At 31.6% G+C, this 19,630-nt stretch carries 20 protein-coding genes; 4 read left to right on the top strand and 16 right to left on the bottom strand.

The genetic code is table 11. The annotated features are described in order from the left end of the window. Window positions 1-70: 70 nt before the first annotated feature. The 4 genes from LQ617_RS11300 to LQ617_RS11285 form a co-directional block, all read right to left on the bottom strand. Window positions 71-1,612, bottom strand: coding sequence for an ATP-binding cassette domain-containing protein (locus LQ617_RS11300; RefSeq protein ID WP_185805831.1), 1,542 nt, complete (start codon window positions 1,610-1,612; stop codon window positions 71-73). 238 nt (window positions 1,613-1,850) lie between these two features. After that, window positions 1,851-2,330, bottom strand: coding sequence for a cupin domain-containing protein (locus LQ617_RS11295; RefSeq protein ID WP_025907371.1), 480 nt, complete (start codon window positions 2,328-2,330; stop codon window positions 1,851-1,853). A gap of 12 nt (window positions 2,331-2,342) precedes the next feature. Continuing rightward, complete coding sequence (locus LQ617_RS11290; RefSeq protein WP_048541255.1) at window positions 2,343-3,056, bottom strand: YebC/PmpR family DNA-binding transcriptional regulator; 714 nt, start codon at window positions 3,054-3,056, stop codon at window positions 2,343-2,345. Between the two features lie 122 nt (window positions 3,057-3,178). After that, a complete protein-coding gene (locus LQ617_RS11285; protein WP_037589997.1) occupies window positions 3,179-3,826 on the bottom strand; it encodes a Bax inhibitor-1/YccA family protein in 648 nt (215 codons plus the stop codon). Window positions 3,827-4,142: 316 nt separating this feature from the next. Between LQ617_RS11285 and LQ617_RS11280 the strand changes: the two genes are divergently transcribed. Then, on the top strand, window positions 4,143-4,952 hold the full coding sequence (locus tag LQ617_RS11280; protein WP_037589999.1) for a LysM peptidoglycan-binding domain-containing protein: 810 nt from the start codon (window positions 4,143-4,145) through the stop codon (window positions 4,950-4,952). Between the two features lie 625 nt (window positions 4,953-5,577). Here LQ617_RS11280 and LQ617_RS11275 read toward each other — a convergent pair. The 7 genes from LQ617_RS11275 to LQ617_RS11245 all read right to left on the bottom strand — a co-directional run bounded on the left by LQ617_RS11275 (window position 5,578) and on the right by LQ617_RS11245 (window position 12,834). Continuing rightward, window positions 5,578-6,576, bottom strand: a complete 999-nt coding sequence (locus tag LQ617_RS11275; protein WP_037590001.1) for an inorganic phosphate transporter — start codon at window positions 6,574-6,576, stop codon at window positions 5,578-5,580. Window positions 6,577-6,589: 13 nt separating this feature from the next. Next, window positions 6,590-7,207 (bottom strand): DUF47 domain-containing protein, encoded by a 618-nt coding sequence (locus tag LQ617_RS11270; RefSeq protein ID WP_037590003.1) that lies wholly within the window; start codon window positions 7,205-7,207, stop codon window positions 6,590-6,592. A gap of 209 nt (window positions 7,208-7,416) precedes the next feature. Continuing rightward, a complete protein-coding gene (locus LQ617_RS11265) occupies window positions 7,417-9,351 on the bottom strand; it encodes an ABC transporter permease (RefSeq protein WP_239740436.1) in 1,935 nt (644 codons plus the stop codon). Next, window positions 9,341-10,102: an ABC transporter ATP-binding protein gene (locus tag LQ617_RS11260; RefSeq protein WP_025907385.1), complete on the bottom strand. Its 762-nt coding sequence runs from the start codon at window positions 10,100-10,102 to the stop codon at window positions 9,341-9,343. Before LQ617_RS11260 ends, LQ617_RS11265 begins: the two co-directional genes overlap by 11 nt. 49 nt (window positions 10,103-10,151) lie before the next feature. Further along, window positions 10,152-11,213 carry a sensor histidine kinase gene (locus tag LQ617_RS11255; RefSeq protein ID WP_126477704.1) on the bottom strand — a complete coding sequence of 354 codons (1,062 nt, stop codon included), beginning with the start codon at window positions 11,211-11,213 and terminating at the stop codon, window positions 10,152-10,154. A gap of 1 nt (window position 11,214) precedes the next feature. Continuing rightward, a complete protein-coding gene (locus LQ617_RS11250) occupies window positions 11,215-11,898 on the bottom strand; it encodes a response regulator transcription factor (protein ID WP_239740435.1) in 684 nt (227 codons plus the stop codon). 9 nt (window positions 11,899-11,907) lie between these two features. After that, window positions 11,908-12,834, bottom strand: a complete 927-nt coding sequence (locus LQ617_RS11245; RefSeq protein WP_126477702.1) for an NAD-dependent epimerase/dehydratase family protein — start codon at window positions 12,832-12,834, stop codon at window positions 11,908-11,910. 118 nt (window positions 12,835-12,952) lie between these two features. Between LQ617_RS11245 and LQ617_RS11240 the strand changes: the two genes are divergently transcribed. Continuing rightward, window positions 12,953-13,456 (top strand): GNAT family N-acetyltransferase, encoded by a 504-nt coding sequence (locus LQ617_RS11240; protein ID WP_025907393.1) that lies wholly within the window; start codon window positions 12,953-12,955, stop codon window positions 13,454-13,456. 45 nt (window positions 13,457-13,501) lie between these two features. Here LQ617_RS11240 and LQ617_RS11235 read toward each other — a convergent pair whose 3' ends face one another. The 5 genes from LQ617_RS11235 to LQ617_RS11215 form a co-directional block, all read right to left on the bottom strand. Further along, window positions 13,502-14,536 carry an alpha/beta hydrolase gene (locus LQ617_RS11235; RefSeq protein WP_239740434.1) on the bottom strand — a complete coding sequence of 345 codons (1,035 nt, stop codon included), beginning with the start codon at window positions 14,534-14,536 and terminating at the stop codon, window positions 13,502-13,504. 47 nt (window positions 14,537-14,583) lie between these two features. Then, window positions 14,584-15,648: a YkvI family membrane protein gene (locus LQ617_RS11230; RefSeq protein ID WP_037590015.1), complete on the bottom strand. Its 1,065-nt coding sequence runs from the start codon at window positions 15,646-15,648 to the stop codon at window positions 14,584-14,586. A 113-nt stretch (window positions 15,649-15,761) separates the two neighbouring features. Beyond that, window positions 15,762-17,192, bottom strand: coding sequence for an MDR family MFS transporter (locus LQ617_RS11225; RefSeq protein ID WP_037590016.1), 1,431 nt, complete (start codon window positions 17,190-17,192; stop codon window positions 15,762-15,764). Window positions 17,193-17,265: 73 nt separating this feature from the next. Beyond that, window positions 17,266-17,763, bottom strand: coding sequence for a hypothetical protein (locus tag LQ617_RS11220; protein WP_037590018.1), 498 nt, complete (start codon window positions 17,761-17,763; stop codon window positions 17,266-17,268). Between the two features lie 117 nt (window positions 17,764-17,880). After that, complete coding sequence (locus tag LQ617_RS11215) at window positions 17,881-18,195, bottom strand: CHY zinc finger protein (RefSeq protein WP_025907402.1); 315 nt, start codon at window positions 18,193-18,195, stop codon at window positions 17,881-17,883. 137 nt (window positions 18,196-18,332) lie between these two features. Here LQ617_RS11215 and LQ617_RS11210 point away from each other — a divergent pair, with 137 nt between their 5' ends. Both LQ617_RS11210 and LQ617_RS11205 read left to right on the top strand, forming a co-directional pair. Then, on the top strand, window positions 18,333-18,632 hold the full coding sequence (locus tag LQ617_RS11210; protein WP_025907403.1) for an ArsR/SmtB family transcription factor: 300 nt from the start codon (window positions 18,333-18,335) through the stop codon (window positions 18,630-18,632). A 19-nt stretch (window positions 18,633-18,651) separates the two neighbouring features. Then, window positions 18,652-19,596 (top strand): cation diffusion facilitator family transporter, encoded by a 945-nt coding sequence (locus tag LQ617_RS11205; RefSeq protein WP_239740433.1) that lies wholly within the window; start codon window positions 18,652-18,654, stop codon window positions 19,594-19,596. Window positions 19,597-19,630: the final 34 nt, after the last annotated feature.

Genomic DNA, 19,630 nt, shown 5'->3' with positions numbered 1-19,630 from the left:
ATAGCGTTTCATTTAAATTGAAAACTTTATTTTGACTGGAAATTTACTACTTTCAAAGTGATTATGAAAGCTATCCCCTCTCTTTTATTTTTCTCTCAATTTCAACTAATCTTTCTTCTAAATCACTCACGCTCTCTCCTTTATCTTTTAGTCTTCCAATAGTAAATATCAAATTACTTTTCTTTAACTCTAATGATAATAATTCATCATTCAAAGAACTTTCTAACCTTTTATTTTGATACATGACTTTATTATCCTCTATCTTTATTTCTTTATTTGCAATTTCTTTAGCAAAATGACTATCATGAGAAACAAATAAAAGAGTACCATTATATTCTTTCAAAGCTTTTTCTAAATACTCAACTGAATTAATATCCAAATTATTGGTCGGTTCATCTAATAATAAAATACCTACATTGCCACTTATAACTCTTAACAAATGTATTTTTAATTTTTCCCCTCCAGAAAGTGTTTTTAAACTTTGCTTGATTTTATTATGATTAAAAAAAAGGTTGTAAAAATTATTTTTCATTTTTACATCATCAACATAATATTTACTTAAATATTCTTCAATTGATTGAGATTCATTTGTAAAAGATAAATCTTGAGGTATAAAATATACTTCATCATTTGCAACCTTAAAATCTCCGTTTATCAGTGAATTTCTATTATATAATTTTTCGAGTAGAGTAGTCTTCCCTGAACCATTTGCCCCATAAATTACTACTTTATCTCCCCTCTCTATATAAAAGTTGTCTACTTTCACTATTTGATTTTTCTTATCTTTATAATTGCAGTTTATAAAATTAAACGCTTTCTTATACTTTTTATTGGATTCATCAATTACAAATGAAATTTGATTATTTTTATGTTCCTCAAGTAGTTCTATCGAATCTATTCTTTTTTTTACAGCTTCTGCATTCTTACTCATTTTTTTAGCTTTACCACCCAAATATCCCTTAGCATTTCTATGAGTATCATGCTTTTTTTCTTTACTCTTTCTATGGCTTTTTTCTGCAATCGACTTTTTAAAATCATATATTTTTTTCAACTTTTCTATCTCATTATTTCTTTTTTTGTTTTCATTACTAATGAAATCCTTACTTTCTTCTTTTATTTTTTTATATTTACTATAGTTACCTTCATATATATTCACCTTTTTATTTTCTATTTCAATAATTTTTTCACATATTTCATTCATAAATTCAATATTATGACTGATTACAATTACTAAACCATCATACTTGGTTATTTTGTCAATTAAACTCTGAATTGCTTTATAATCTAAATGATTTGTTGGTTCGTCTAATAATAAAGCATTATATTTACCACTAAAAATATCATTTTCAAATATTTGTTTCTTTTTAGATTGCCCTAATGATCTATCTCTATATTTATAATCTATTTGATTTAAATGATATATATAGCCGCTTAATTTTCTATTTCCTTCATCACTATCATCTTTTCCACTTAATATATTTAATAATGTTGTTTTACCGACTCCATTGTCACCGACTATACCAATTTTTTCATTTTTATTTAAAGTTAAATTTGGAAATTCAAATAATAATTCATTATTAAATGTTTTTTTAAAATTTTGAATTTTTTCCATGTAACCACTCCTAAAAAACAAAATTCTATGCATATAAGAACACTAATTTTGGCTTTTCCCTAGTATATTTTACTATTTTTTCTAAATTTAACATCAGAATACCAAAGTTTTCTGAAAAGTCAATATTTTACATAATTTACATTTAATTCTCTTGTGATGACGCCTATTCATAGAACTATAATTTCACAAAAAAATCCCAATCCGACTCATTCGGATTGGGATTTCTCTATATTAATCTTTAAATTGTTTCGAAAGCATATTTTTCAATTACTTCTTGATGCTGTGGATACTGTTCAATTAATTGAGCCTGTGTAAACAGTTCAAATTTTTCAAACTGGAATCCTGGTGCACACATACATCCTACAAGTGCATAGTCATTGTCACCTTCAACAGTTGAAGCAAATATCACGCCTTTTGGTACGAGCGCTTGTAATACATCTCCCTCTTCAACATTTGGACCGACTTTAACTTTTTCATAATGTCCATCCGGATAAATCATATGCACAGTCAATGTTTGTCCTGCATGATAATACCATACCTCATCAGATTCTATTCTATGAAAATGCGAAATATTATTTTTTTCTAATAGAAAATAAATACTTGTATATAACGCGTTGCCATCATTTAAAGCATGTTCTGATTTAATCGTTTCATGATAGAAACCACCTTCAGGATGTGGTATTAAATTGAGTGCGCTTATCCATTTCTCTTTATTCATCTAAACACTCCATTACAAGTCAACATTGTGGAATACTTGTTGCACGTCTTCTAAATCCTCAATTGCATCGACTAATTTTTCAAACGTTTGTAAGTCTTCTTCTGATAATGTTACTTCTGATTGAGCTAACATTGAAAGTTCAGCAACGTCAAAATCTTCTACGCCATTTGCTTTAAGCACATTTTGAACTTGTGCAAATTGATCTGGTTCTGCGTATACAATTGTTAAATCTTCTTCTTCGATAACATCTCTCACATCTAAATCTTCTTCTAATAATAGTTCGAAAACTTCATCAGCAGATTTACCTTTAAATGCGAATACAGCTGTATGGTTGAACATGTAAGCAACTGAGCCTGATACACCCATATTACCGCCATTTTTACCGAAAGCTGCACGTACATCACTTGCTGTACGGTTTACGTTATTTGTTAATGCATCAACTATTAGCATTGAACCACTTGGACCGAAACCTTCATATCTTAATTCATCAAAGTTTTCTTCTGATCCGCCTTTAGCTTTTTCAATTGCTCTATCTATAATATGTTTAGGAACAGAATAAGTTTTAGCTTTTTCTAATACAAATTTAAGATTTTGGTTTGATTCTGGATCAGGTTCACCTGATTTAGCAGCTACATATATTTCTCTACCAAATTTAGCATAGATTCTACTTGTGTTTTTGTCTTTTTGGGCTTTTTTATCCTTAATATTATTCCATTTACGTCCCATATTTCCATCTCTCTTTCAAGTGAGTTATTTAACATACTTATTATACAATAATGATTACATCTGGCAAAGTTTACAAATCAAAAAATGTCTGAGACACGATGATTGCCTCAGACTTGTTATGTTTAATCTTTTAAAATACTTGCGAGTCTTAAAATGTGCATGATGATGTTGAGTAAATTAATAAACAAATTAAAGCCCATCTCTCTAGGAGAGAAGTTCCCTAGTTTCATACGGTTAAAATCATACACAGTATAAAGTAGAAACAGTCCAATACCTATTACAGATAACACTGTATGGAAAATAGGATTATGGATGAATATACCTAATAAGCTTGCGAAGATTAATGCGATTAATGTTACAAATAAATATTTACCTAAACCTGAGGCATCATCAATCATAAAGTAACCGAGTATACCAAAAGCAGCAAATGCACCAATTGCTAAGGCAATATTGCCATAAAACGCTTGTGTACCTAATGTGCCTAAATAATACATAAAGGCCGTATATGAAATCACACCGATAAAGAATGCATATATATTTGAAATTAAACCGCCAAATTTTCTAGACGATTTTACAAATAATGAAATCATAATGAGTACAAACAATCCAATTGTAATTGGTAAATGTAATGCAGGTGGTACGAATTGACCTACATATGTCCCAACTCCAAAGATTACCCAATAATATAAGAAGTATAGCCATGTTTTTCTAATGGCTGAACCATGAGTATCTGTATGTTGATAAGATGCATATTGGTTATCATAATTCATCTTTAATCATTCCTTTTTATAACGTAATACCAACATTTTACATGCTATTTCTCTATATATCAAACGTCATGTCTTCTATAATTTGTAACATTCATCATACATACATAAATTACCATATTCCATATAGATACGCTCACAACGGTTTTAGCGCACTTCAATCAATGTAAAAAATCCAAAATTAATTATTGTGTTTTTATTACAAAGTGATTACATCAGGTACATACAATATTATTTTTGTTACCATTACGTGTATAGAAGAAAGTTCATTTTAGTATTCTGTTTTTATATATTATATATACCTAAGGAGGATAAGCCTTTGAAAAAATTTGCATTCGCAGTAACAGCTGTTTCTGGTGTTGCAGCTATAGCAGCTCATAACGACGCCGAAGCTTCAACTCAACATACTGTAAAAAATGGTGAATCTTTATGGATGATTGCAGACCAATATGGTGTATCTGTTAATCAACTGAAATCAAGTAACAATATTTCAGGAAATATGATTTTCCCAGGGCAAGTCATTACTGTAAACGGAAGTAGTTCTACGGGAGGAAGCGGTTCTCAAGAAACAGCAACTTCAGGATCTACATACACAGTTAAAAGCGGTGACTCATTAGCAGTAATCGCACAACAAAACGGTGTTACAGTTGACCAACTAATGAAATCAAATAATTTACAAGGTTATATTATCTATCCTGGTCAAACTTTAAAAATTGCTGGTGGAAGCGGTAGTGATACTACAACTACTCCTTCAAATAACACACAACCTACTCAAACAGGTGGCAATCAATCATTCAATGACCAAAACTTATATGACTGGGGTCAATGTACATATTACGTATTTGATCGCAGAGCACAAGCTGGTAGTTCAATCAGCACATACTGGGGAGATGCTAAATATTGGGCTGGCGCAGCACAAGCTGACGGTTTCCGAGTAGACGGTACTCCTGAAGTAGGTTCAATTATGCAATCTACAGCTGGACAATATGGTCACGTATCATATGTAGAATCTATTAACGCAGACGGAAGTCTATTAATTTCAGAAATGAACTATAATACGCCTCCAGGTGTTAAAGATTACAGAACAGTCCCAGCATCTCAAGTATATAACTATTCATATATTCATTAATAAAAAAACCAGTTCAGAAGACGAACTGGTTTTTTCTATGCAGAAAATTAGTGTTTGGTAGTTTTTATTATCTGGGCGCTAATTATCATTATTTCGAATTCTGGTAATTAGAATGCTCTAACTTCCATTATTCCGAATTCTGGTAATTAGAACGCTGTAACTTCCATTATTCTGAATTCTGGTAGTTAGAATGCTGTAACTTCCATTATTTCGAATTGTGGTAATTAGAATGCTCTAACTTCCATTATTCTGAATTCTGGTAATTAGATGGGCACTCATTTACGGACATTTCTCGGAATTCTGTCCCTAACGACACCCATTACGGACATTTCTCAGAATTATGTCCCTAACGACACCTCTTAGAGACATTTCTCGGAATTCTGTCCCTAACAGCACCTCTTACGGACATTTCTCGGAATTCTGTCCCTAACAACGCTTCTTAGAGACATTTCTCAGAATTCTGTCCCTAACGACACTTCTTACGGACATTTCTCAGAATTCTGTCCCTAACTCAGAACATCTCCCCACAAAAAATTCACCTATCACTAAATTTCTCCTACCCCTTCTCAATTTTCCCATACAAAAAAACATCCAACGTTAATAAGTTGGATGTTTTGATGATTGATTATACGAATAAAGCACAAATATGATAAATGATGAAAGAAAGGATAATTGATACTGGTAAAGTTATAATCCAAGTAATAATCATTCTTTGTGCTGTTGTCCATTTAACACCTTTAACACGTTGTGATGAACCTACACCTAAAATAGATGAAGATACTACGTGTGTTGTTGATACTGGTAAGTGAATGAATGTAGCACCGAAAATAACGAATGCTGATGATAAGTCAGCTGCTACACCGTTAGCTGGACGGATTTTCATAATGTTTCCACCAACTGTTTTGATAATTTTCCATCCACCTACTGCAGTTCCAAGTCCCATTGCAGTAGCACAACTTATTTTAACCCATAATTCAATATCTGTTGTAGATTGCATATTAGCTGAAATAAGTGCCATTGTAATGATACCCATTGCTTTTTGAGCATCGTTTGTACCATGTGAGAATGCTTGTAAAGCTGCTGTACCAATTTGGATAAATCTAAAGTTTCTATTTGTTCTTGTTAAATTATTATTTTTAAATACGACTTTGAAAATAGAATATACTATGAAACCAACGATAAAAGCTAAAATTGGAGATGCAATTAAAGCTAATATAATTTTTGAAAATCCTTGGTAATGTAATATTCCAAATCCTGCAGAAGCAATAGCTGCACCTGCAATTGACCCTATTAATGCATGTGAAGATGAACTTGGAATCCCGAAATACCAAGTAATAAGATTCCACGCTATAGCAGAAATCAATGCTGCTAAAATAACGACTGAACCATTTTCTAACTTAAACGGATCGACAATATCTTTAGCAATTGTTTGTGCTACACCTGTTGCCATTAATGCCCCGACAAAGTTCATAACCGCTGCTAAAATAATTGCATGTCGTGGTTTAAGTGCTTTTGTAGATACTGCTGTAGCGATTGCATTGGCTGTATCATGGAAACCATTAATAAAGTCAAAAAGTAACGCACACACAACAATAGCTACGGTAATAATGAGTAAACTATCCATTTTTTAAAACTCCTTAGCTATTTTTCATAATAATTTGTTCTAATTTGTTTGCTACTAATTGACATTTATCTGCTACATCTTCAAGAGATTCATAAATATCTTTAATTTTTATTAATGTTACTGGATCTGTTTCACTGTTGAAAATATATTTAATTGATTGTCTTAAAATACCATCACAATTCGTTTCATATTCTTTAATGTTGATAGAATGTACACGAATGTGTGAGAATTTCTTCTCAGCTACTAACGTTACAGCGATTTCAATTTCTTTAATTGCTGCTTGTATATTTTTCACGAATTCTGCCATGTATTCATCTGAATAACTGATAGAGTACATTTCAAACATTGCTGAAGTTTCTTCCATTTCATCTAATACATCATCTAATGCATCACATAATTCTAAAATGTCTTCTCTTTCAATCGGTGTAATGAAAGTTTGATTTAAATCAGTAATCATTTGGTGCATAAGATCATCACCATTAGACTCATAGGCTTTAATTTTATCTGAATAAGCTTTTAAGTCGAAATCTGAATCAAAATCCATTTCTCCAAATTCAACTGATGCGCGACTTAAATTCTCAGCTATAGCTTCTAACTGAATACCAAACTTATCCTTCTTCTTATTAAACATTAGTAATCCTCCCAAAATTTACATCATAATTTATGTAATTACTCTTTCATTGTACTCTTTCAAAATGAATTCGACCACAGTTTATTAATTTATTTTTGAAAATTTATCTTGTCTGTAAACTTTTCGTAAACACAAAGTTCACATTGGTATTTTATAACACAAAAAAAGGCTAATGACAAGCACTAGCCTTTATTTTAAATATTTAATTTTTAAAGCACTCTTTGAATCACGCGTTTAGAGTGGATGTATGCTAAGAAGGCAAACAGAATATAGATTAATGAATAAAGTGACATAACGATCAGCACTGGTGTATAGAATGATTGTCCCATAAAGAACCAAGCTGATTTAGCCGCGAAATATCCGTGACATAATCCAATGATTAATGGTAATGCAAAGTTAAAGCCAATTTTTAGTGCAATACCTTTAGACATATCTTTAGATGTATAGCCTAACTTTCTTAAGATATTGTAGTTTGATGTTTCATCTTCCGTTTCATCAATCTGCTTAATGTAAATGATACATCCAGTAGATAGTAAGAATGCGATACCTAAGAATCCAAGAATAAACAGCATAACACCTAGGCTACTTTTAGAGTCATTGTAAATTTCATGATATGACATAGATGACTCGGTTTTACTTTGTACTTTTCCAAAGATTTGTTCTGCTTTCTTAACATCTTTATCATTTGTTAAGTTCACACCAAATTGCTGATTCATGTCATCATTTCTAGCTTCATGTTTTTTCATTTGGTCGAATGTATGATCTGACACAACATAAACAGGTGCATTATAAGAAACCATTGAAGATAAATAATTTTCTTTACTAATAGATTTCACTTTAAGATGATGTGTTTGATTACCCATTTTGTAAGACATTTTTTCTTCATCATTTACATTAGTGACTCTATCAAGAAGATCATTGAATCCTACAACTGCTACTTCATCGTCTTTCAATTTTATACCTTTAAATTCAGATGCTTTAGCTACTGTTGACGGTGAATTGGGTTCTACTCCTCTAGTTTCATTAGCACCTTCAAGCACTTTTCTATCATCAATAATATAACGTGTCACGTTGTAATTACGTTCTTTATATTGAATATGCTCAGCATCTAATGCTTTTTTAAATTGTTGATTTGCATCTTTATTTACAAAAATATAATCATCTGGTGATGTACTTCTTGCTGTTTCTTCGGCGTTGTAATATTGAACGTAACTCAATGCTAATAGGCCGACTGACATAGCTGACACTATTGCGATAATTGTGAGCGATAAAGCATTTGTTTTCATTTTGTGCATAATAGATGAAGTTGAAACAACGTCTGTTACACTCAGCATGCCTTTTTTATATTTACGAATGGTATTAAATATTAATGAGATTGAACATCTAAAGAGCAAGTAAGCACCCACTATTGTTAAGAATAAAATGGTAAGCATTCTTATATATAACGTTGCCATCCCTGCATCGCTAAGATTATCGAACATGACACTTGATAAATAATAACCACTTATAATCATGACGATGCCAATTGCACCAAAAATCAATTCATATAGTTTAATTTTCTTAATTTTAGTATCTGTAGCATTGTATTCATGCATAAGTGCTAAAATTGTCTTTCTATTTATAAATATTGCATTTTGAAAAGCGATAATGATATAAATCGCAATCATAAGTACAATCGTTTGAAAGAAAGCTTCTATACTAAAATTCAAATGTGCTTCTTGTTGGACGCCGATGATTTTATATAAAATCATCAATAATATTTTAGAAGAGAAAAATCCTAAAATAGAACCAATCACAGCTGTTAATGTAAATAATACAAAGTTTTCTAAAGCAAATATTTTAAAGACTTCTCGCTTTGTCATACCGATTAATTGGTACAATCCCATTTCTCTCGATCTTCTCTTAATAAAGAGTTTGTTGGCATAAAGTAGAAATATAACGATGATAATCGTCAGTATTGTTACACCTACTTTAATAGCTGCGCCAACTCTTATACCTGATTGAACACTATTTAAATCTTCAGAGAACCTTAACGTGACAAATCCGAAAAAGAGCATGACACTCATCGTTATTGAAAAGACATACATACTATAATGTCGAATGTTTCGTCTTAAATTCTTAATAACAATTTGATTAAAGCTCATTTACAACACCACCTAACACACTTTGTGTTTTGATGATTTCTTTGTAAAATGTCTCTCTATCATCGTCTCCTTTATAAAGTTCAGAGTAGATCTTACCATCTTTCAAGAATATGACTCTGTTCGAATAACTTGCTGCTGATGAATCGTGTGTAACCATAACGATTGTTGATTGCGTCATTTGATTCATTTGATTTAATTTATTCAGTAAATCTGAAGCAGATTTAGAATCTAATGCACCTGTTGGCTCATCAGCAAATATAATAGATGGTTGTGCTATAAATGCTCTTGCAGCTGATGTTCTTTGCTTTTGACCACCAGAAATTTCACTAGGATATTTATTTTGTATATCTAAAATACCTAACGCCTTACTAATTTCTTCAAATCTTACTTGCGCTTCTTTTTTAGAAATTTTTTGAATGGTTAAAGGTAACATGATATTTTCTTGCACCGTAAGCGTATTAAGCAAATTATATTCTTGGAATATAAAGCCTAGCTCTTTTTTTCTGAAATTAGACATTTGTCTGTTGTTCATGTTCTGTAATTGATGACCATTAATTTCAATTTGCCCTGTTGTCGCATAATCAATGGAACTTAATACATTTAACAGTGTCGTCTTTCCTGACCCAGATGGCCCCATAATACTAATGAATTCACCTTTTTCAACAGTCATATCTATTTGTTTCAACACTTCTTGTTGATTTTTTTTAGAACCATAAACTTTAACGAGTTGTTCAGTTTTTAATATACTCATATTCAAAACTCCTTTGTAATTTGTTTATGATTCCATCTTATAGCCTTTTTTACAATTCTTCCTTTGATTCATCGTACATTTTCATGTTTGAAGTGACATTTTTGTCACTTGAATGTTCTACCGTTGTTAAATCATTTGGTTGTGGGAAAATAAGCAATACTGTCGTTCCTTCACCATAAGTAGATTTCACATTGACTTTAATACTTAGTCCTTCAGTAATTTCTTTAACTAAATAAAGCCCCATTCCTGTGGCTGTTGACTCACGTCTATTTGTCGTTGAAGTAAAGCCTCTTTCAAAAATACGTGGTAAGTCGCGCGCTTTTATACCTCTCCCAAAATCTTGAATTTTCAAGTATGTTTGACCATGCTGTTCATAAGTTGAAATGATAATATCTTTATTCTCCGTATATTTCAGAGCATTACTTATAAGTTGTCTAATGACTGTACGACACCATTTCTCATCTGTATAAACTTTTTCATCTTCAATTTGTATATCATACCCTATGCCTTTAGCCATGCTAATATTACGTGCATGTTGAATTTCTTTTATAACCATCTCTTTTAAAGCATAATGTCCAAAATAAAAATCATTACTTTTAGAACTTAAACGTCTAATATAAAGTTGCTGATCCAGTAAGTAGTCGATTCTGCTCCACTCATATAATAAATTCTTTTTTAAATCTTGTTCTTCAATTTGGTCTAATAATAATTTCATTGCTGTGATGGGTGTTTTAACTTCATGTATCCAATCCAACAAATCATTTTTAGTCGCTTGTATTTCTTTATTTTGGTTGTGAATGGTACGTCTCGTACGCTCATCATAAAGTTGAATATAATCAAAAACGATTTTTTCATATGTTGATTGATTCAATTCTTTATGTTCAATTTCTTTAATCGGGATATCATTTTTTAATGCGCTATAAAATCTTGTTTCGCGCGTGTAAATCAACCATATAAACACGATAAAAATAATCAAATTTATACCGATTAAGTACAAAGCGCTTTTAAAAGAAAAGGCTATATCTAACCAGCTCGTAAGCAGTATAGTAGCTTGCATGACTATAAACAGTAATATCCAAATCCATTTTTCTTTCAGAAACGATTTGATCATTTTATCCCTCCGGCTCGTGCGCAATATAGCCTTTACCTACTTTAGTTTCAATTAAATCATTGAATCCAATTTCAGTAAGTTTCTTTCTTAGGCGATTGACATTAACAGTTAATGTATTGTCACTCACAAATTGTTCATCATCCCATAAAGCAGTAATAATCGTATCTCTACTCACGATTTCATTCTTATGATTCAACAGAATTTCTAAAATAAACATTTCATTTTTAGTTAACGAAATTTCAATATCATTCTTTTCAATTATATGTTTACCATAATCAACGCGTGCTTTATGCCATAACTTAATTCTAGGCTCATCTTTATTATATTGATAAACCCTTCTATATATTGCTTGAAGTTTGGCAACTAGCACTTCTGTGTGAAATGGTTTCTGTATAAAGTCATCCGCACCTAGTTCCATACTCATAACTTGGTCCATTGGGTGGTCCCTTGATAATAAGAATACAATCGGTATATTAGACTGTTTTCTAATCGCACGGCACCAATAGAACCCATCATATTGAGGTAACTGAATATCTATAATGACCATGTCTGGTTGCAATGCTTTATATTCTTCAAACACGGCACCAAAATCATTTATGCCATGTACTGACCAATCCCATTTCTCTAGTTGTTGCTTCATAGCATTAAATAAAGTTTCATCATCTTCAATTATTAGTAATTCCATACTATCCCTCTACTTTGTATATTTTTTAACTTCGCCTGCTATACTGCGTAGTTGAAAATCTTTAATTCTACAATCAACTTCAAACCCCTTCATCGTTACATTATGAATAGGAGCTTGTGATAAATAATATATACTCCAAGGTAATCTCGGTACGTAATTAAATAAATGAACCATAAATTCATTTGTTAATCTTAACTTTCTAAATTCTAACATGCCATTATCTTCATATAAATCTACAGTAAGTGAACCGCCGATAACTTTGAACTGTATAATATCTTCGTCAATATTTGGATGCACTCTTTTTAATTTTAACAATGGTTTACTGCGATGTTGAAAATAAACATAATAAATATCTCCAATTAATTCTGTTCTCACTAACGTGCCACTTGTTTCTTGTAACCATTGGAAATAGTATTTCACAACATCTTCTAAATCCCATTTATAAGGAATGGGCATTCTATCAACACTTCTAACATCATCTATTTTAGACTTCTGTAATTCTATCGATACAGCTGGTCGCTTAATAGATTGTTCTGTCACTTGAACTTCAATTCCCGTTGAACTTAATATTTCCATCGTTTCTATATCAAAAGGCGAACCTTTAATGTATATAATTTTTTTAACATTATTGACTTTACATGCTTTTGCCATATTATGACTCGCGATAATATTTAAATTACGTGCAGTACTTTGAGTTAACTTCGCTGATTTCTTGTTTGGATCTAAATAATAAATTGCAATATCGATATCTTTTAAAGCTTCAATCATATCTTTAAGTACAAAAATATCGCATTTTCTCCATGTAACTTCATCATCTATCATCATATCTGATTTATACTTTGTAATCGTATATAGATTGCCGACATCTTTTAACGTACTGATTAAATGCTTGCCTATATACCCTGATCCACCTGAAATGAGTACATTCGCTTTCATTTTAAGCACTCCTTTATATTCGGACTTTACATATGTGTTATACTATTTATAACTTATTGTTTAATTACCATAAATATACCACTGATTGTAATTTATAAATAGAAATAGGAGACATTTTATGAAAGAAATCATACGCGAAATTCGAATAAATGATGTTGAAAACTTTAATAAATTGTTAGATAGTGTGATTAATCAATCCGAATATTTACTCTTTAATCCAGGAGAACATCAAATATCTATACAAAACCAAACTTTATTTCTAGAAGAAATGATTACGACAAGTAACTCTACAATCATTGTTGCAGAATTAAATGATACATTAATTGGTTATGTAACGATCCAAGGTGGCAAAACAAATCGAAATCGTCATGCCGCAAAAATTGCTATGGGTCTACTTCCGACATTTAGAAATAAAGGAATTGGATTTAAACTACTTCAAGAAACCGAAGCTTGGGCAGTGAGAAGACAACTGCATAGACTAGAGTTAACAGTCGTTACGGAGAACGAACCAGCATACCGATTATACGAGAAATTCGGTTTTAAAGTAGAAGGAAAGAAAGAACAAACATTGTATTTTAATGATAAATATTACGATGAATTTATGATGGCAAAATTATTATAAAAAAAGGCAAACTCATCACGTATTTCGCGTAGTTTGCCTTTTTTATTATTTATCTTTTTTAATCACTGTTTCAGAATCTTGATTCGCATTGTTTTCATATGGAGACTGTTTCGTATTAGCCCCTAGAAACATCATGACGTTATTATAATTCTTCTTAGATTCTTTCAAGTTCATATGGAATTGATATTGATGACGTAAGCCGTGCGTACCATCAAAGAATGTTGTAGTCGTTTGAACACCTTGCTTTTTAAGGACTTCATCAAACTCTCTATTTTGTGGATCGAATGGGTCAGCATCTCCCACTGTTAAAAATGTAGGTGGATACTCTTTTGTCACTTGATCAACGGTAGATAGTTGATTAATTCTCGCAAAGTTCTTTTCCCATTCTTTAGTACCAGTATAACTTGTCATAAATAAATCAATTCTTGGAAATTCTGTAGATCTCACTGTTTGCATATTATATAACCCACCAAAAAGAATGGCAGCTTTTAAATAATCTTTTTTAATACTTGGCTTCATACGCATTTGCTGTTGCAATTTATCATTTGTTTGTAAAGCCACATATTGACTGGCAATTTGTGCACCTGCAGAATCTCCGCCATATATAATTTGTTTATAGTCGATATTAAATTTATTTCTATGTTTTAATGTATATTTAGTTGCTTGATCTAATTGTTGTATTGGTGTCGGATATTGGTAATCAGGTGCTAAAGCATAATTTACATTTACGATGATATATCCTTTTTCAGCAATTTGTGCTAAGTATGGATTCTTATGTCTTTTGTCTCCCGCTATAAAACCACCACCATGCGTCCAAAATATGACTGGCAGTTTCTCACCTTTTTTCATTCTTGAAGGCATAATAATATCCATTTGACTATTTGGTGCACTATGACCATAAGATACATCACGTATCAATTTTACTTTCTTATTGTTTAGTAATAATTGATTGGCTCTTTGAGCTTGTAATTGTGCTTCCCTTTCTTTATGTTCCTGATATTGGTTATAACCGTAAAATCCACTTACAACAACGATGATCGCTACAATCAAAATAAACAATCGTCGTTTTTTTCTTTTCATATGTTCACTTCCTCATGTAAGAAGATAGTTTAACATATTCAATTATTTTATGCGATATGTTTTTTGTTATCACTTTTACGACTAATATATTTAACAACAATGGCAGCACAAATCACTAAACCTATTACACCCATAGCTGGATATAATTTATCAATCAGTGATGAGAAACCTACAAAGCTTAAGCCATAAGCGATTACCATAGATATCGTCAGTAATACAACGTATTTTTTAGAAAATGGTACAGTAAACCTTGCTGTAAATGAGTACATAAGTCCTAAAATCGTGTTGTACATAACCATAAGCATAATTACTGATAATGCAAATCCAATAATAGGTGAAATTGTTCTAGCGAGTTCTAACGTTGGTATCTCAATATCTTTAATATTAGGATATTCAACTAATAATCCAGCATTGATAAGTGCTAATAATATTAAATATATCACACCACCGATAATGCCACCTAATCCTGAAATACGACGTTTATCAGCATCGCCACCAATGGCAACTAATGTACTAAATCCTACTGAGAACGCTAAACCACCATAAATAAATCCTTGAACAATTCCCCAGAAAAGACTTGGTGATTCAACCGTATCGTTAATTTCAGAAATTCCTACTTGACCATTTACAAAAAAGTAACCTGCTATTATTAATATGACAATGATTAAAAATGGTGTGACGACACCTAGTGCTTTTACTATTTTATCGAAGTCTAATAAAAGCGTGATATAAATAAAAATACACATAATTAAAGCACCTAACCAAGTTGGCACCCCAAAACTTTCATTAAATGCTGATCCAGCACCAGCTATCATCGTTACTGATATACCAAATAAGAAAAATATTAATACATAATCTATAACGATACCTGCTTTACCAAATAAATAGTTAATCGTTGAGCTATGATCATCTGCATCGAGTGCCGTACCAATCTTAGCTACTTGTCTACCAAAAAACGCCAACATTATACCAGATATAATAACTCCTATATACCCGTATAAACCATAGTGGGTAAAGAATTTCATTACCTCTTGCCCTGTCGAGAACCCTGCACCTACAACGACCCCAACATAAGCAAACCCTATTTTTGTTGCTTCTTTCAAATTTGACACAAACTTTCCTCCTCATAATTTTGTTCAACATAATGATGTATACCCACTATTCACGAAAGTATTCCAAAAATTAAGAGCAAGACTATAAAAGTCCTGCTCTTTTTCATATATATTTATGAATTTTCTTTAATTGATTGACTATAATTCGCTCTTGTAACTGTCAATCCGACAATGATTACTAAAGCGAGTAATACAATACCAAACCAGTATGACTGATGAATACCTTGCGTCATAGCATGATTGATTTGGTCTACTGTAGGGTTCTTAATACCTTCTAATGCTGCTCTTTGTCCACCGTTCATAATACTTACAAAAATCGCAATCCCTAATGCGCCACCTATTGGCTGTAACATATTGGATACAGCTGTACCGTGTGGATACATTTCTTTTGGTAAAGCGTTCAATGCATTTGTATTTGCCGGCATCAATACTGCAGAAATACTAATCATTAAAATAATATATACAATAACAAATATCCATACTGAAATACCTGGATGAATGGTTGAATAAAATATTGAGACACATAACAGCACAATTAACCCTGGTACAACAAGCTTTCTTGGACCAACTTTATCAAATATGGCACCCATAAATGGTGATAAGAAACCATTTAATAAAGCACCTGGTAATAAGATCAATCCAGCAACTTTAGCACTGAATCCCATTGGACCTTGCAAGTACATAGGCATCACAATTTCAGAAGCAAACATTGTCATAATTACAACAACGAAAATAATAACACCCTTTGTATAGTTATGGTATTTAAATACTTTCAAATCTAATAAAGGTTCTTCTAATTTAAGTTGTCTAAAGACAAATAGTATCATCGCAATAACACCAATGATAAGCGTGATGTAAATTGAAGGACTTGAGAAGCCACCTTCAGTAGTACTTACCGATGAAACACTATATATAATAGTTGCAATACCAATTGTTGATAAAATGATTGAGAAGACATCAATTTTCGGTCTCGTAATTTCACCAACATTTTGTAAATATCTATATGCGAATATAAATGTAAATAGCATGAATGGGATAACGATTAAAAATAACCATCTCCATCCTAAATAATCAACAATAACACCAGATAATGTTGGTCCTAATGCAGGTGCAAACATAATGACTAATCCGAATTGACCCATAATTTTCCCGCGTTCGCTCTCATTGTATAGCATGAGCATTGCATTCATGACAGTTGGAATCATAAGTCCCGTTCCAGCTGCTTGAATCATTCTACCTACTAATAACATTGGGAAGTTAACGGCTAACCCGGCAGTTAAAGTCCCGATAGAAAATATTGTTACTAACCCTAAAAATAACCGTCTCGTTGTAAACCATTGATTTACAACTGCAGACAATGGTGTTAGTACACCCATTACTAACATGAAACCAGTTGCCATCCATTGGACAGTTGGTGCATCTACATCAAATACTGACATTAATTCTTTTAATGCAATATTTAAGAGCGTTTCATTTAAAATCATGAAAAATGTACCAACTAAAAAGACAATCATAATTATTTTTCTTTTAAACTGATTCTCCATTTTTTTCTCCTAAATTTTATTTTGTAACTTGTCTATAATGACATAAAAAATAAACCTAGTCAAAAGACTAGGTTTATGCATTTTGAGATTTGGATAGTTGTGAAAAATCTACCACAACTTGGTCCATTCTCTTAGCTGTTTCTTTCATTATATTTCTAGCAACTTTATTTTCAGGGTCTATCTTAAGTATTTGCTTACTTATATCAAAAGCTTGTTTGTCAGAAAGTAAAGGTTCCGGTATAGCATGTAATAGAAGCATTTGTAATAAACTCTTAACTTCTTTATGATCTGTTAAAATCATTGATCTTTCAGCATGATAATAAGCTGAATGAAATGCGCCATCATGTTCACTATATGGATAAACGTGTAACAAGAATGCTAAGTCATGAAGTTCACTCGTTTCTTCCTTCTTAATACAGTCTAATATAAATGTATAAAACATCGTACTTTCTTCTTCGTGAGCTGCTGAAATAAAGTGTTCTTCAAATTCTAAGAAATCCACTTCGGACATCAATCTATATGCAGTATCAAATTCGCCACTTAATATATGACCTTTAATCAAATCCTTCATTCAATGTCCTCCTTTTCTCTCTATGCAACATTCACATTCATTTCAATGTTAAATTTTTAAAGTCAAAAATATTATAACATGTTTTGTAATAAATTACCTTTAAAATAGAAAACCAACTTAAATTTTAAAATATAAATGATGATGATACTTGCATCGGTGATTAAAGCGAGCATCACAATTTGGGCATACCTCTTTTAACATATAATCATTGATGGACATCGTTTCTTTACAAACGCCACATAGGATCGCATGTTCATCAAATTCAGATTGATCCCATCTCTTAATGTCATGCTTTTCACATTCATTATGGCACTTGTAACAAGGATAGAATTTATCACAACATTTAAATTTAATCGCGATGATATCAAGCGGCGTTTGATAATGTTCGCATCTAGATTCATTATCTACAGTTAAGCCATGTATTTTCACCATAGTATCCTCCAAAAAATTTACTTTAAGTGAACATCTCACAATTATAGCTATTTTGTCAATTTATAATGATTTGACAGATAACATAAATTTTAATAAGATTAACATATGAACATATATTCATATGTTAGGAGAATAATATGACTACAAATACTATTTTAGATGATGAAACACTATTACTTGTATCACAAACTTTTAAAGCATTAAGCGATCCAACTCGCGTAAAGATATTACATTTATTATGTACCGGAAGACATTCTGTAGGTTGTATAGCTGAAACACTTTCACTCAGTCAATCTTCCGTATCGCACCAATTAAGATTTTTAAAGAATCTTAGACTTGTTAAATTTGAACGTGAAGGTAAAAGTATTTATTACTCAATCGATGATGATCACGTTATCTTATTATTAAAACAAGCCATCGAGCATGCCAAACATTAACAATTTAGGAGGTGTTTTCATGGGACATGAACATCATGGACATGACCACAACCATGTTCATACAAACAATAAAAAGGTACTACTCATTTCATTTATTATCATTGCTGTATTTATGATAGTTGAAGTGATTGGTGGATATATTACAAATAGTTTAGCTTTACTATCAGATGCTGGACATATGCTTAGTGACGCCATTTCACTCTTTATAGCATTAATGGCATTTAAATTTGGTGAACGTGTTGCCAATAAGAATAAGACATATGGCTACAAGAGATTTGAAATTTTAGCAGCTTTAATTAATGGTGTCTTGTTAATTGCTATTAGTATATATATCTTTTATGAAGCTATTTCTAGATTTATAGATCCACCAGAAGTCGCTTCCACAGGCATGTTAATCATAAGTACAATCGGTTTACTTGTTAATATTTTCATAGCTTGGTTAATGTTTAAAGGGTCTGATACGAAAGACAACTTAAATATGCGTGGTGCTTTCATTCATGTACTCGGAGATTTATTAGGTTCAGTTGGCGCAATCGTAGCAGCACTCATTATGATTGCATTCGGTTGGAAATTAGCTGACCCGATAGCAAGTGTTATTGTGGCACTATTAATTATTAGAAGCGGATATGGTGTTACGAAGTCTGCATTAAATGTATTGATGGAAGGCACACCATCAAATATCGATGTTCATGAAATCTCAGAAACAATCAAGTCGCACCCAGATATAATAGAAGTACATGATTTGCATATATGGTCCATTACAAGTGATTTAACAGCATTAAGTTGCCACGCAGTCGTAGATAAAGATAAGACTGTGGAGGAATGCGACAGTATAATAGAAGAAATCAATCATAAACTTATTCATAAATCTATACATCACGCAACAATCCAATTAGAAACACCAGATCATCAGCATGACAGTTCCCTACTCTGTTGCATGGAACAAACAGAACACGTACATTAAAAAAATCAGCCACAACGTCAATGTTGTGGCTGTT

The organism is Mammaliicoccus sp. P-M59 (genome assembly GCF_022386135.1).
In the GTDB taxonomy this organism is placed as follows: domain Bacteria; phylum Bacillota; class Bacilli; order Staphylococcales; family Staphylococcaceae; genus Mammaliicoccus; species Mammaliicoccus sciuri_A.
This window is presented reverse-complemented; position numbering and strand designations above follow the sequence as displayed.